15 protein-coding genes, 1 tRNA gene and 1 pseudogene are annotated in these 13,522 nt (G+C 44.6%); 9 read left to right on the forward strand and 8 right to left on the reverse strand.

Annotated features, from left to right (window positions below; translation table 11 throughout):
• A pseudogene (locus tag IQ246_RS12645) lies at nt 1–271 on the reverse strand (photosystem II D2 protein (photosystem q(a) protein)); the annotation flags it as partial.
• Between the two features lie 348 nt (nt 272–619).
• Here IQ246_RS12645 and IQ246_RS12650 point away from each other — a divergent pair.
• The 4 genes from IQ246_RS12650 (at nt 620) to IQ246_RS12665 (ending at nt 2,622) form a co-directional block, all read left to right on the forward strand.
• On the forward strand, nt 620–892 hold the full coding sequence (locus IQ246_RS12650; RefSeq protein WP_194003497.1) for a hypothetical protein: 273 nt from the start codon (nt 620–622) through the stop codon (nt 890–892).
• Nucleotides 893–905: 13 nt separating this feature from the next.
• Nucleotides 906–1,583, forward strand: coding sequence for an ABC transporter ATP-binding protein (locus IQ246_RS12655; protein WP_194003499.1), 678 nt, complete (start codon nt 906–908; stop codon nt 1,581–1,583).
• A 271-nt stretch (nt 1,584–1,854) separates the two neighbouring features.
• Nucleotides 1,855–2,406, forward strand: coding sequence for an NYN domain-containing protein (locus IQ246_RS12660; RefSeq protein ID WP_194003501.1), 552 nt, complete (start codon nt 1,855–1,857; stop codon nt 2,404–2,406).
• Nucleotides 2,407–2,550: 144 nt separating this feature from the next.
• Nucleotides 2,551–2,622 (forward strand) — tRNA-Asn (locus IQ246_RS12665).
• 76 nt (nt 2,623–2,698) lie between these two features.
• Here IQ246_RS12665 and IQ246_RS30860 read toward each other — a convergent pair.
• From IQ246_RS30860 to IQ246_RS12675, 3 genes are all read right to left on the reverse strand, one after another.
• Nucleotides 2,699–2,824 carry a hypothetical protein gene (locus IQ246_RS30860; protein ID WP_255515534.1) on the reverse strand — a complete coding sequence of 42 codons (126 nt, stop codon included), beginning with the start codon at nt 2,822–2,824 and terminating at the stop codon, nt 2,699–2,701.
• A 321-nt stretch (nt 2,825–3,145) separates the two neighbouring features.
• Nucleotides 3,146–4,006 (reverse strand): M56 family metallopeptidase, encoded by an 861-nt coding sequence (locus IQ246_RS12670; RefSeq protein ID WP_194003572.1) that lies wholly within the window; start codon nt 4,004–4,006, stop codon nt 3,146–3,148.
• Nucleotides 4,006–4,425 carry a BlaI/MecI/CopY family transcriptional regulator gene (locus IQ246_RS12675; RefSeq protein ID WP_194003503.1) on the reverse strand — a complete coding sequence of 140 codons (420 nt, stop codon included), beginning with the start codon at nt 4,423–4,425 and terminating at the stop codon, nt 4,006–4,008. The genes IQ246_RS12670 and IQ246_RS12675 overlap by 1 nt, the downstream gene beginning before the upstream one ends.
• 307 nt (nt 4,426–4,732) lie before the next feature.
• Here IQ246_RS12675 and IQ246_RS12680 point away from each other — a divergent pair, with 307 nt between their 5' ends.
• Entirely contained in the window at nt 4,733–5,476 is a 744-nt protein-coding gene (locus IQ246_RS12680) for a 2-phosphosulfolactate phosphatase family protein (protein ID WP_194003505.1), read from the forward strand.
• Between the two features lie 185 nt (nt 5,477–5,661).
• On the opposite strand, the gene IQ246_RS12685 is transcribed toward IQ246_RS12680, so the two are convergent.
• Both IQ246_RS12685 and IQ246_RS12690 read right to left on the reverse strand, forming a co-directional pair.
• A complete protein-coding gene (locus tag IQ246_RS12685; RefSeq protein ID WP_194003507.1) occupies nt 5,662–5,847 on the reverse strand; it encodes a hypothetical protein in 186 nt (61 codons plus the stop codon).
• 17 nt (nt 5,848–5,864) lie between these two features.
• Nucleotides 5,865–6,851 carry a vitamin K epoxide reductase family protein gene (locus IQ246_RS12690; protein WP_194003509.1) on the reverse strand — a complete coding sequence of 329 codons (987 nt, stop codon included), beginning with the start codon at nt 6,849–6,851 and terminating at the stop codon, nt 5,865–5,867.
• A 16-nt stretch (nt 6,852–6,867) separates the two neighbouring features.
• Here IQ246_RS12690 and IQ246_RS30865 point away from each other — a divergent pair, with 16 nt between their 5' ends.
• Nucleotides 6,868–6,993, forward strand: coding sequence for a hypothetical protein (locus tag IQ246_RS30865; RefSeq protein WP_255515535.1), 126 nt, complete (start codon nt 6,868–6,870; stop codon nt 6,991–6,993).
• On the opposite strand, the gene btpA is transcribed toward IQ246_RS30865, so the two are convergent.
• Entirely contained in the window at nt 6,990–7,838 is an 849-nt protein-coding gene (gene btpA / locus IQ246_RS12695; protein WP_194003511.1) for a photosystem I biogenesis protein BtpA, read from the reverse strand. The two genes, IQ246_RS30865 and btpA, sit on opposite strands and share 4 nt — an antisense overlap.
• 852 nt (nt 7,839–8,690) lie before the next feature.
• On the opposite strand from btpA, the gene rimO reads away from it, so the two are divergent.
• The 3 genes from rimO (at nt 8,691) to IQ246_RS12710 (ending at nt 12,336) form a co-directional block, all read left to right on the forward strand.
• Nucleotides 8,691–10,010, forward strand: coding sequence for a 30S ribosomal protein S12 methylthiotransferase RimO (gene rimO / locus IQ246_RS12700; RefSeq protein WP_194003513.1), 1,320 nt, complete (start codon nt 8,691–8,693; stop codon nt 10,008–10,010).
• A gap of 71 nt (nt 10,011–10,081) precedes the next feature.
• Nucleotides 10,082–11,623, forward strand: coding sequence for a DEAD/DEAH box helicase (locus IQ246_RS12705; RefSeq protein ID WP_194003574.1), 1,542 nt, complete (start codon nt 10,082–10,084; stop codon nt 11,621–11,623).
• A 134-nt stretch (nt 11,624–11,757) separates the two neighbouring features.
• Nucleotides 11,758–12,336 (forward strand): Uma2 family endonuclease, encoded by a 579-nt coding sequence (locus IQ246_RS12710; protein ID WP_194003515.1) that lies wholly within the window; start codon nt 11,758–11,760, stop codon nt 12,334–12,336.
• Between the two features lie 6 nt (nt 12,337–12,342).
• Here IQ246_RS12710 and IQ246_RS12715 read toward each other — a convergent pair whose 3' ends face one another.
• A complete protein-coding gene (locus tag IQ246_RS12715; protein WP_194003517.1) occupies nt 12,343–13,290 on the reverse strand; it encodes an aldo/keto reductase in 948 nt (315 codons plus the stop codon).
• Nucleotides 13,291–13,522: the final 232 nt, after the last annotated feature.

Raw genomic sequence — 13,522 nt, forward strand, 5'->3', positions numbered from 1 at the left:
ACAGCAGTAAGGAATGACCCATGCTGTCGGCGGGGGTTGATACTGCTACTGTCAGGAAGTTACAGCCTTCTAAGTAGGATGAGGCTAATCCGTGAGTATACCAAGAGCTGACGAAGGTTGTGCCGGTTAGCCAACCGCCTAGTGCTAGGAAGGCGCAGGGAAATAATAATATCCCTGACCAACCTACGAATACGAAGCGATCGCGCTTTAACCAGTCGTCTAGAACGTCAAACCACCCTCTACTGGGCGTGCGTCCAACTGCGATGGTCATGAGAGCAAATCTCCAAATGTTATAAGTACAGGTCGTATCTGTGTATAGATAACTATTTTACAGTCATCTATAAGCAGAAAGTTAACCAGGTTGTCTACCTAATTTACAATTTTTTACGTACCTTTAATCATAATAGGTGCAAATCGCTAATTTTTCTAGGGGATTTGTTATTAAATTTAACCTTTGATACAGATGCGATCGCACTAGAGGAAGAGTGGAGTAGGGATATAAAGGGAGATAGCAAGAATAATTTTGAATTGTTATCGCCCCTCTTCTTGTTCCCCATCCCCCTGGAATCAGCCAGCTGACGCTAAAATGAATCCTACAGTTAAATTTGATTAATGCTAAATGTTTACCATCGACTTAAGCATCAGGAACACTGCTTTCCCCATTTCAGTACAACGTAAGTCAGGCGAGGATGCTGAGGCTGTGTATCAGCTAATTTTGGCTGCAATACGTTCTGGCAATCCTGACATTGTGGAATTAAAGTGTGAGGGCAAGACAGAGAAAAAAATCGCTGTCCGTGCTAGTGAGATTTCTGGGGTACAGATTGTTCAGAAAGATGGTGTAACCACTGCTGGTGGTAGACCACCTGGTTTTTTTGCAGTAGCTGCTGAGTAACTAAGGTATACAAATGGCGGAAGTGGGCATCGAGGTCAAGAATTTAAACTTCAATTGGCCCAATGGCGAGACAGCAATAAAATCTTGCTCACTAGAAGTACCCAAGGGTGAGTTTTGGATGCTCTTGGGCACAAATGGCAGTGGCAAATCAACCTTACTTAGACTACTGGCCGGGTTATTATCTGCTGAATCTGGAGAAATTCGGGTTTTGCATCCTGTTGGTTTTGTCTTTCAAAATCCGGATCATCAATTGGTAATGCCAACAGTTGGTGCTGATGTAGCGTTTGGATTAGTGGCAGAAAAATTGCCACCTGCTGCGGTGAGAGCAAGAGTTGAGGAGGCGCTAGGGGCGGTAAATTTGTGTGCCCTACAACGACGTCCCATATATGCGCTCTCTGGGGGACAAAAACAACGAGTAGCGATCGCGGGTGCGATCGCCCGTCACTGTGAAGTCTTACTATTAGATGAACCCACTGCCTTACTAGATCCAGATAGCCAACTGGATTTAGTAGCTAGTGTCCGCAGCCTCGTAAAAAGCCGGGGTATTACAGCCCTGTGGGTGACACATCGATTAGACGAGTTAAATTACTGTGATGGTGCTTTATTACTAGAAAAAGGCTCTTTGGTGGATTGGGGTGAAGCCCAGCGCCTCAAACAACGTCTGATGGAGGTAAACACCGAAGCTTCTTGATTGGGTGCTGAATAGGAAGAAAGAAGTAACTACTCAGCACTCAATTATACAGACTAGATTAATTGCGTCTTGACTCAGCACTATTGATAAAAAACTACTACGCGCCTTTTTGGAAAAGGCGCGTTTTAAGTTGGTGCCTCTGTCTTAGGGTTAGTTCTGTAAGGATGACACATTTTTTGTCTTGTGTAACATAGTGTTACAGACAATGCATCAATTATTATAAATCTTATGAATGAATTTTGTTAACTCTAGAAAATTGTGATTAAAAACCATGCCTCGTTCCTTACTCCAAGCCGTTTTGTTAGTGGACGGCTACAATATAATTGGCGCTTGGCCTTGCCTTAAAAAAACCCGTGATAGCGCTGGACTAGAGGCAGCACGTGGAGAACTTGTTGAAGCGATGACAGGTTATAGCGCATTTCAAGGTTATGTAACTCAAATAGTTTTTGATGCCCAATACCATAACGCCTCTAGCAACAGAGAAATTATCACTGAGCTTTTATCAGTTTATTACACCGATTTTGGGCAGACGGCAGATACCTATATTGAAAAATCTTGTGCGTCTATGCGGCAGCAAGTAGCCCAATCTTTGATTTCTCGTGTGATTGTTGCCACATCAGATCGGGCACAGCAATTAATGGTACAGGGGTATGGAGCTGAATGGTTGTCGGCACAACAACTATGTGGTGAAGTGGAAGCTACTATTTGTCGGATGCGGCAAAAGTATCATCCACGGAAACAATCTAAGAGTAGGTTTCTAGCCAATGCTATTGATGCTAAAGCACGGCAGCGTTTGGCTGAATTACGAATGGGATTACAGTAGATATTAGCATCTAAAGGTCTGGGATGAACTTCCAGAGAGGGTTTTGGCTGCAAAAATTTTATGATGAAGCATCTAAAAAAATATTTTGGCGTAAGTACTTGCCAAATCCTATCGGTTAGCCTTACTATTATAAATCGTGAGTGATCCTCAGTAGCTCAGTGGTAGAGCGATCGACTGTTAATCGATTGGTCGCTGGTTCGAATCCAGCCTGGGGAGTTAAACATAGATTTGCAATACGCAAGAGCAGTATGAGTATTTAGCAAATGTGCTAAAGAAAGGTTCTGCTCTGCGGCTAATCTAATTTGAGAAAACTGGCGATCGCATTAAGGGTCTTTTCTGCATTTTTAGCAGTCAACATTGGGCTAGCAGCCAAATAAGTATCGTTGTCAGATAACAAGTTGAAGCCAATCAGAAGCACATACCCAAGAACCAGAAGACAAAGACATTACAGCACTTCCCCCTATTGTGAGGTACACGTTTAGTGCTGAAAGGGTCGAAAAAGAGGGAGTGTGGAGAGGGAGAGACTGTACTTCATAACAGCAGGAACCGCTGTATGGGTCTAGTGTTACTCTTTTAGGTAATTGCACCTAAATTCCTGAAACTAGGATAAACGCTTTATGTGACATCTGGAGCGCTGCTTGACAATCCTTTTGTGGCTGCGGCAATCATTGAAGATCCCAGGCTGTTTGTCGGTCGTAAAGATGACCACCACTCATGTTGTTACTACAGCTTTTGAGTTTTAAGTGTGGAAGATCACAGTTAGTAAAGGCAGAAAGGCCAAAATAAACCCATTCCAAGACTGTTGAATTTCTGGGGTTGATTCTGGTGGTGCTAATAGAGCTTCTATTCTCTGCTCTAAGCGTAGGCATCGCCCGCCGTAGGCATCACCTACGCTAGAGGAACCTAATGCAGCACAACAAATTTCTGATAATACAGGGCTGGAACCAACCACTAACACGAGTGATTCTGCTAGCAATAGAGGGTCTACCTGTAACGCTGCATAACTATCGGCACGTAGTTCACGCAAAACTAACAGTTCTTCCCACAAAGGCTCTGTATTTGGCAGCCAAGCAGTACAAGAACGCACCCAACCTAGCCAGAAAAACCAGAATGTATCACGGTAATAGTAATGCCCTTGTTCATGGGCTAAGACGCTTTCAAAATGATTAGGTGAGAGAGTTTGCACTAAGCCTTGGCTTACCACTAGTTCCGGTTGCCAAAAACCGATTTGCCCGGCAAACAGTGCATCTGTTTGAAGTAGCCTAGCTTGTCTATCGCCGAGATTAACTAGGGAACAGTTACGGGCGGATTTTACAGACTGCAACCCCTGGAAAGCAAGTTTAATGCACAAAAGGGCAAAAAATACCAGAAATAGTAATGCCAGCACATAGCTGACCCATCCTGTATACATCCCGCCCATTTGCCCTTGGGTTCCCATGCACAGCACGGCGATCGCTGTCATGAAAATTAGCAAGGGGGGGAAGAGAAATAAAAACAGCGATCGCCGCCATCGCAAACTCCAACTACCTTGGGGTTGATTCCAAGAACATCTCAACCACCAAGCAACTGCCAAAACAATCAAAATCATCAGTAAATGCATCATTTTTCCTCCCTGGCTTGGCGTGCAGCTTGAATGCGTTTGGCGATCGCTTCTATTTGCTCGCTGGCTGCTTCATCCAGACTATCTGCGAAGGCTGCGACAACATCAGGATTACCAATTGCTAGAAATCGCTGTAATTGTTCGTGTGCTTTAATTATTGCTGACTGCTGCTTGGTCAGCAATGGTCGCCAATAAAATGCTCGCCCTTTTTTGTCGCATACAAGCCAACCTTTATCAGTAAGACGACGTAGAACAGTGGTTACAGAAGTGTAAGCTAATTCCCGGTTGGGATCAGCCAGAATGCGATCATGTACATCTTTGACAGTTGCTGAACCAAGTTCCCAGATAATATTCAAAATTTCCGCTTCCAACGGGCCTACAGACAATTGTTTAGGGCGGTAATCGGGTAAAGGTGCCATATCGGTTTTGAATTTGGGATGAGCGGAGTGGAGTTGGTGGGCGTTAAGGTGCGTAGTGATACCAAATGTGAACGCCAAATAAAGCTTTAGAAGGTTTACTCTTTTTTCAGATTACAAGATAGTGCAGCAAGTCTAAAAGCCCAGAAGCCTGAGAGCAAGCTTTTTTAGACTTTTTTAGTATTTTGTGAATGATATGTATTGTGCATTTTGATGCTAAAAAATGCTCTAGGAACAACTCTAACTGTAGTTAGTGACACCAACTGGGTAAAATATTATTTGCGGCTATAGTATTAGGTGTATCCAGCGCGTGAAGCTATTCGTATACCACACTCCGGAATTGACTCCAACGGATAAAGTGCCAGATTGTGCGATCGCAGTCGATGTCTTGCGAGCCACTAGCACAATAGCGACCGTATTAGCGGCTGGAGGCGAAGCTGTGCAAGTCTTCAGTGATTTAGCTCAACTAATCGAAGTGAGCGAAAAATGGCCTTCAGAAAAACGCCTACGAGCTGGAGAACGCGGCGGCGCGAAAGTAACTGGCTTTGAATTGGGTAACTCTCCCCTTGATTGCACACAAGAATTAGTGGCGGGGCGGCGCTTGTTTATCAGTACCACCAATGGTACCCGCGCTTTACAACGAGTACAAGAATCTCCAGCCGTACTAGCAGCAGCCTTAATCAACCGGGCGGCGGTAGTGCAATATCTTCTAGAAAAACAACCAGAGACAGTGTGGATTGTTGGTTCAGGTTGGGAAGGCTCTTTTTCCTTAGAGGATACAGTTTGTGCAGGAGCGATCGCCCATAGTCTAGTAAAGCAAACTAAATTATCGCAGGAGGAATTAGCTGGTAATGATGAGGTAATTAGCGCGATCGCTCTTTTCTCTCAATGGCAAAGGGACTTATTGGGATTATTGCACCAAGCTAGTCACGGTCAGCGATTGTTACGCCTGGAATGTCATGAAGACTTAAAATATTGTTCTCAAACTGATATTTTAGATGTCTTGCCCATACAACGAGAAATAGGAGTTTTAAAAAGTCAAAGAGCAAAATAGGTAATTAAATTTAGGAGATGGGAGTAGAGACGCAATTAATCGCGTCTCTACAAAAATCAAGGGTCATTAATTATTTTCTTCTTTTGTTCTCCCCACTCCCTTTTAGAGGATGTTTGAAAACGGACTTTTCAAACATCCTGGCGATTAGAAATCGCGCTCCACTTGCTACAAATCGGGGAACCCGCTTAACGGAGTGGCTCGGCTACACGAGATAAAACCTGCCTTTGCAGGTTAACAAACCCTTGATTTGGTGTTAGTCCACGGAGGTGGTGAGACAGCGCTGCGGGAGGGTTAGCCCGACCCAGGCGACTGCGAACCCGAAGGGACTTGGTTTGTGTAGTAGCGAATTCTATTCGCCTAATACCTTTCAAACATCCTCTTAGGACAACTACCTGAAATACTTGAAGTTACGAGAACCTGTGTAACCAGAAAATTGCGCCAGTTCCTCTAAGTTTTGCACTCCGCTATAGCTTTGACCATTGATTATCCAAGTGGGAAAGCCTTCAACTTTCGCGGCTTTACACAGTTCTGGTTGAGCTTTCACTCCATCGGGAGCGCACTCTACCTTAACAGTATCTTTGATTTCTTGATAAGCTTCTTTTCCAAAGAGTAGCTTCTGTTCGTGGCAGTGAGGACACCAATAAGCAACGTATTCTTTAGCGCCGATTTTCGCTAGATGTCGCGCTAGAGCTATTTCTGCCTCACCAGAGGTGGTGGTAATTTCCCAACCGAATTCTGGGTTAGGTTGTACTTGCGGAGTAAAGGAAATTTTTGCAGGTTGTCCAGATGCTCCGGGCGTAACAGCTTGTTGATTTACGCTAGAAAAGACCCATAAAGTGCCAATCAGCGTGATCATTCCAACAATGATGGCGGTAAAGAAGATTTGCCCAATATCATCCCAATCACGACCAATAATCGTCAGTATCAAAAGACTGAGGGAGAATAAAGCTGAGCCGATACAGTAAAGACAGAAGGCTTGAATTTGGAATGTTAGCAGATACATTAAGTAGCCGCTAAAGATAGACATAGCGATCGCACCCACTAACAGCAGCAACCATGTCCAGTTTTCTAGCTTTTGACGCTTTTCCTTATTTTCAATTGGTTTAATTGCTAAGGGAGACAAAGCAAATATCACCATACTGATATACGCCAAAAACCCAAACAAAGCTAATGGCTGACCGAAAACTGTTGCCCAAGGACTAGAAAGTACATCATTACAGCCTTTAGCTCCAGCTTGTGCCAGACAAGCGGCACTGCCTCCTGTTAACTTTTCTATGGTGAGATAACCTGTTGTTAGAGCACCACATCCAGCGATCGCCCCAATCAATGGGCGCGACCATTTATGAATCCAAGGGGTAGAACGGCGGCGAATCATAAACTGCTATTGCTTAATGGGCATTGGGCATTGGGCATTGGGCATTGGGCATTGGGCATTGGGCATTGGGCATTGGGCATTGGTAATTTCTATATACCCTGATATTCCATGCTCAATGTCCTTTGTCCCATGCCCTATTTAAGAATGTAGCTTCACTGAGGAAATAGATTTAGTTTCACCTTTGGAGTTCCAACTTCGACGTGCGGCTTCCACAAATTGGCTGACGCGAATTGGATCAATTGGCTGCTCAATTCGTCCGTGGCGTTTCAGGGAACTGGAAACAATTACACCATCTGCTCCCGGCATCAGTGTATCAATATTTTCCCAATTAGCCCCACTACCGATGAACACTGGCGTGCCATTTGCTGCACCACAAGCCAGTTCCAAATCTTCTAAGTTAGGAGGGCTACCAGTAGCCCAGCCGGACAAAATCACCCCATCTGCTAAACCCCTTTCAATTGTGTCTTTCACCGCAACCGTCAGATTTGGGGAACTCAAAGGACGAGCGTGCTTCACTAATACGTCGGCCAGGATTTTGACATCACAGCCTAACTCTCTGCGATAGCGGAGTAATTGATGGGCTTCTCCCTCAATCAATCCCTGGTCAGTTGCCATTACGCCAGTGAGGACATTAACGCGGATGAATTGCGATCGTACGCAACTAGCGATCGCCATCGCACTTTTGGCGTCGTTTCGCAAAACATTTAAACCTAAAGGCAAAGTTACCAAATTCTGTATCCGCTGCACCACCATAGTCATGGCACTCACAACCGCTGGATCAACTTGATTTTTGGTAAACGGCGCGTCGAAGAAATTTTCCACAATTATTCCATCAACACCTCCGCTAGCCAAGGCTGTAGCTTCTTGTTCGGCGCGGTCAATTACTGCTTTTAGGCTACCTCCCCAACGGGGCGAGGTGGGCAGCGGTAGCAGGTGAACCACGCCAATAATTGGTGAGCGAGTTTTAAATAGCTGATATAAGTCCACTTCTTTAATCCGCCTCGCGGAGTCCAGAGTCCAGAATTAAATGTCTAGAGCAGCCAGTTCGTTGTGCGGGTAATACCCACAATTTGTACTCCTACGGGGAAGCAAGCTACTCGCGCGTCTCCCTTAAAAGAAGCATCTGGCCTTCAAAAGTCCAGAGTCCAAGAGCTTTTGACCATTGACTCTGGACTTTTGACCATTGACTCTTGACTTTTGACCATTGACTCTTGACTTTTAACTAACTAGTCAAATGTGTTTTCTGATGGTCGGTTTACTGCCTCCATCCTAAGACGGAAATTGGGGTCAAACCTCCCATAAGATATGTTAAGATAAAACCTGGCTAACAAGAGGAGTTTGCCACTCACAAGACGCGAGGCAGCTTTCCGTGGTTTAGGCCGTCTTACCCACGTGTTTTTCGTTGGGTCAGCCAATCGCCAGGGGAACTTTACTGCTTTATTAGGCGTAGTCGCGTTCGCACAGCGTCTCGCAAAGGGCGCGATTTCCCTGAGGGTAGCGACTTCTCACAACAGGCCCTTTGGGCGGCTTCCCGATGGGTAAATTAACAACGCACACGCTGCGGTAGTATAGAATACCAACAGGCGAATTGTTAAAAAAAATTACAAGTGTCAAATGTACCCAAAGACACTTCACTTTACCCTGGGGAACAGATTGATAAAAATATCATAACATGACCTCTATTTCTATTTTATTGATAGGGTCATTAGTCTGTAGACAGTTGATGACAGTAGTAATCTGCTACTGCGCTGTCCTGATCAAAATGCTGATAGTAAAAGAGCGGAGCTAACGCTTGAATGTTTGATTACAAGAAAAAAAACCTGAAGATTTTTTCCAAATATGGGTGATAAACCAACAATTGCAATTTCTCACCTAGGCTGCGAGAAAAATCGAATTGATACAGAACACATGCTAGGACTGCTGGTAGAAGCAGGCTACGGTGTAGATACAAATGAAGAGTTAGCAGATTACGTTATTGTTAATACCTGTAGTTTTATCGAAGCGGCAAGAGAAGAATCTGTTAGAACTTTGGTAGAACTGGCAGAGGCAGACAAAAAAATCGTAATCACTGGCTGTATGGCGCAACACTTCCAAGAACAATTGTTGGAGGAGTTGCCAGAAGCAGTTGCTGTAGTAGGTACAGGCGATTATCACAAAATTGTAAATGTAATTGAGCGGGTAGAACAAGGCGAGCGGGTCAAACAGGTTAGTATCGAACCAACCTACATTGCTGACGAGACTACACCACGCTACCGTACTACAACGGAGGGTGTAGCTTACCTGCGGGTTGCCGAAGGATGTGATTATCGTTGTGCGTTTTGTATTATTCCTTATCTACGAGGAAACCAGCGATCGCGTACTATTGAATCTATTGTTGCTGAAGCCGAGCAGTTAGTTAGTCAAGGGGTACAGGAAATTATTCTAATTTCCCAAATCACTACTAATTACGGTCTGGATATTTACGGTAAACCAAAGTTAGCCGAATTACTTCGTGCTTTGGGGAAAGTAGATGTACCGTGGGTAAGAATGCATTACGCTTATCCCACTGGACTGACTCCAGATGTGATAGCAGCAATCCAAGAAACACCCAACGTCTTACCCTACTTGGACTTGCCCTTACAGCATTCTCATCTTGAAATTCTTCGCGCCATGAACCGTCCCTGGCAAGGACGTGTAAATGATGGGATTATAGATCGCATCAAAACGGCGTTACCATCAGCGGTGCTACGGACAACATTTATTGTTGGCTTTCCAGGAGAAACAAGAGAGCATTTCGAGCATCTACTAGAGTTCGTCCAGCAGCATGAATTTGACCATGTTGGTGTCTTCACTTTTTCGCCTGAAGAGGGAACCCCCGCTTACAAGCTACCAAATCAGGTGCCTCAAGAAGTGATGGACGAGCGCCGATACCAACTGATGGAACTTCAGCAACCGATTTCTCAAAAGAAAAATCAACAGGAAGTAGGCAAAGTTGTTGATGTCCTGATTGAGCAAGAAAATCCTGAAAGTGGTGAATTAATCGGTCGTTCAGGTAGATTTTCCCCAGAGGTCGATGGTCAAGTCTATGTTAAAGGCAAAGCGAAGTTAGGAACGATTATACCAGTAGCGATCCACCATGCCGATACATACGATCTCTATGGTCAAGTTGTCAATAACTAAATTGTCATTTGTCCTTTGTTAAATGACTAATGACTAATCCAAAAATCCAAAATAAAATCTTAGGAGAATTGATGAATCTTTCGTTTCAAGAATTAGGTATTTCCCCAGAACGCGTCGAGCAACTAGAAAAAATCGGCTTTACCGAACCAACTAATATTCAAGTGCAAGCCATTCCCCAACTGCTGGCAGGCCGTGATGTTGTGGGTCAATCTCAAACTGGAACAGGTAAAACAGCAGCATTTTCACTACCAATTTTAGAGCGGTTAGATATTAATGAAAGGGCTGTGCAAGCCATAGTTTTAACACCAACTCGTGAATTAGCAATGCAAGTTCACGATGCCATTGAACAGTTTATTGGCAATGAAGGATTGCGGGTGTTAGCAATCTACGGTGGTCAATCAATTGACCGCCAAATTTTACAACTTAAACGTGGCGTTCACATGGTAGTAGGGACGCCAGGACGAGTGATAGACTTGCTGGATCGCGGTTGTTTAAAGCTAGATCAAGTGAAGTGGTTTGTGTTGGATGAAGCCGATGAAATGTTGAGCATGGGCTTTATCGACGATGTGGTAAAAATTCTTTCTCAAGCGCCTGTAGATCGCCAAACAGCTTTATTCTCAGCAACAATGCCACCATCGATTCGGATGTTGGTGAACAAGTTTTTGCGATCGCCTGCAACAGTCACCGTTGAGCAGCCAAAAGCTGCTCCTAATAAAATCAATCAGGTAGCTTACCTGATTCCCCGCCACTGGACAAAAGCCAAAGCTTTACAGCCAATTCTGGAAATGGAAGACCCAGAAACAGCTTTAATTTTTGTTCGTACCAGACGCACAGCCGCAGAACTCACCAATCAACTGCAAGCAGCTGGTCACAGCGTTGATGAATACCACGGCGATTTATCGCAGCAAGCACGAGAGCGGTTATTGAGCCGATTCCGCAATCGCCAAGTGCGCTGGGTGGTAGCAACTGATATCGCAGCACGGGGATTGGATGTCGATCAACTGTCGCACGTGATCAACTACGACTTACCCGATAGTGTGGAAACCTATGTCCACCGTATTGGTCGTACTGGTCGAGCTGGGAAAGAAGGAACAGCAATTTCTTTAGTACAGCCTTTTGAGCGGCGCAAGCAGCAGACATTTGAACGCCATAACCGCCAAAATTGGCAATTGCTGACGATTCCAACGCGGGCACAAATTGAAGCGCGTCACATCCTGAAATTGCAAGAACAAGTGCGACAAGCTTTGACAGGCGAGCGTTTAGCTTCGTTTTTGCCGATAGTTAGCGAACTGATTGAAGAATATGATGCTCAGGCGATCGCCGCAGCTGCGTTGCAAATCGCTTACGATCAAACTCGCCCCGCTTGGCTGCAATCAGATGTGGAAATTCCCCAAGAAGACAACGGCCCTACTCCCAAACCCAGATTAAACAAGCGTCGTGAATCGAATGGCGATCGCACTCGCTCTTCTTGGAGCAAATCGGATAGTAGTAATGGTGAAGAAGAAAGACATGGTACTCCCAAGCCCAAACTGCGGACAACCAGTCGTGAGTCTTCTGTGTCACCTACGAATAAAAAGCTAGGTTCGCATACAGCTAGGGAATCGGCTTCTTAGTCATTAGTCATTTGTCATTAGTCATTTGTCATTAGTGAGAAACAACGACAAAAGACTAATGGCTTTCACTCAGGACGGCTAATTTCTTCTATTTGTTTGTAGAACATAACTAAAGATGTATTCTCCGTAATCTTATGTTCACCATTACAGACTTAGAGCAACTACAAGTAGAGCATCCCGAATGGCAGATGGAGCTGGTAGACGGAAATATACTTGTTATGGGCCCATCAGATTATGAATCAGAGGAAATAGGTATAGAATTTGCGCGCCAGATGGCTAATTGGGTGCGCCCACAGCGGCTAGGACGGGTGACTGGTTCTAGCGCTGGTTTTATTTTGCCTACATTAGAAACTGAAAACGGAAAAGAAGCTGATAACGAAAAACGAAATCTCCGCGCTCCCGATGTGTCTTTTGTTCGTGCAGATAAACTTAAGAAAAGCAAACGTGATTTTGTAGAGCTAGTACCTGACTTGATGGTAGAAATAAAATCTAAGTCAGATCGCATCAAACCACTAGTAGAAAAGATTCAGCTGTTCCTACAACTTGGATGTACAGTTGGCATATTAATTGATCCTGATCAATTGACGTTAACAGTTTATCGGCTTAACCAAGAACCGGTAATCTTGCAGGATAACGACAAACTGACATTACCAGACTTACTAACAGGCTGGGAGCTAACAGTATCAGAACTGTGGCCTCCTGTGTTTGAGTAGTAAATATTACAGCCAAGGGCGGCTAACTGCTTCTAGCTCCCTAATTTCATCTTCGTTCAGTCTCCATCCCAAAGCACCAGCATTCTGTCGTACTTGTTGGGCTGTTTTCACCCCAGCAATGGGAATGACATTACCTTGAGCAATTAACCAGTTGAGAGCAACTTGGGCTGGGGTGCGATCGTATTTTTCTCCCAAACTGCGTAGTAAAGATATTACAGGTGCAATTTTTTGCAAGCCTTCTTTAGTAAATCGCGGGTCTATCTTTCTACCTCCACTGGGAGTTTCAGCACTATCAATAGTGTACTTGCCTGTGAGTAATCCTTGCGCCAAAGGACTATATGCCAAGATAGTCACACCCAACTCACGAGCAGTTGCCATAATACCCTTACTTTCAATTTGGCGAGTAATTAAAGAGTAACGTACCTGGTTTACGGCTAAAGGCACTCCACGGGCTGCCAATATTTGGTGCGCGTCTCGCATTTGCTCTGCTGAGTAATTACTTACACCTACTGCGGCAATTCTACCCCGCTTCACTTCATCCGCTAGGGCATTCATCAGAGTTTGTTGACTTAAAAGAAAAGCAAAAGGCCAATGCACTTGATAGAGGGCGATTCGCTCTAATTGTAGTCGTTTGAGGCTTTCTGTTAAGGCATTGGAAACCGATTGACCTGTAAATCGCCACGGTAGGGGGCCAAATTTGGTAGCGATTTGTACTGGTTGTTGCGTCTTTTGCAGAAATTGTCCCAAAAATTTCTCGCTTTTTCCCATTCCGTAAATTTCCGCAGTGTCGAAGAAGGTAACACCAGCTTCTAAAGCTGCTGTAAAAGCCTCTTGTAACTCTTCTTGACCGTAGCGATCGCCATAATTCCAAAATAGTTTATCACCCCAAGCCCAAGTGCCTATGCACAAAGGTGTAACAACTGGGCCATTTTGCCCCAATGTGATGTTTTCCACGGTTGCAAAATTTGATTTGTTTACATTTCTTTACTTTTATAGTGTATCGTTATCGATAAGATACGGTGCGATCGTCACCACTTAGCCGCAAATCTTGTTGTGCGTAGGGCGTAGCCCGTCGTAGACATCGCGCCTTGCATAAAGATTTAAATCCTGAATCAAACACGCATAAACAAGATCCCCGACAACTTTTACGAAGTCGGGGATATGCTGGCTACAATTCTCACTAATC

It is taken from the genome of aff. Roholtiella sp. LEGE 12411 (assembly GCF_015206995.1).
Lineage (GTDB): Bacteria > Cyanobacteriota > Cyanobacteriia > Cyanobacteriales > Nostocaceae > Komarekiella.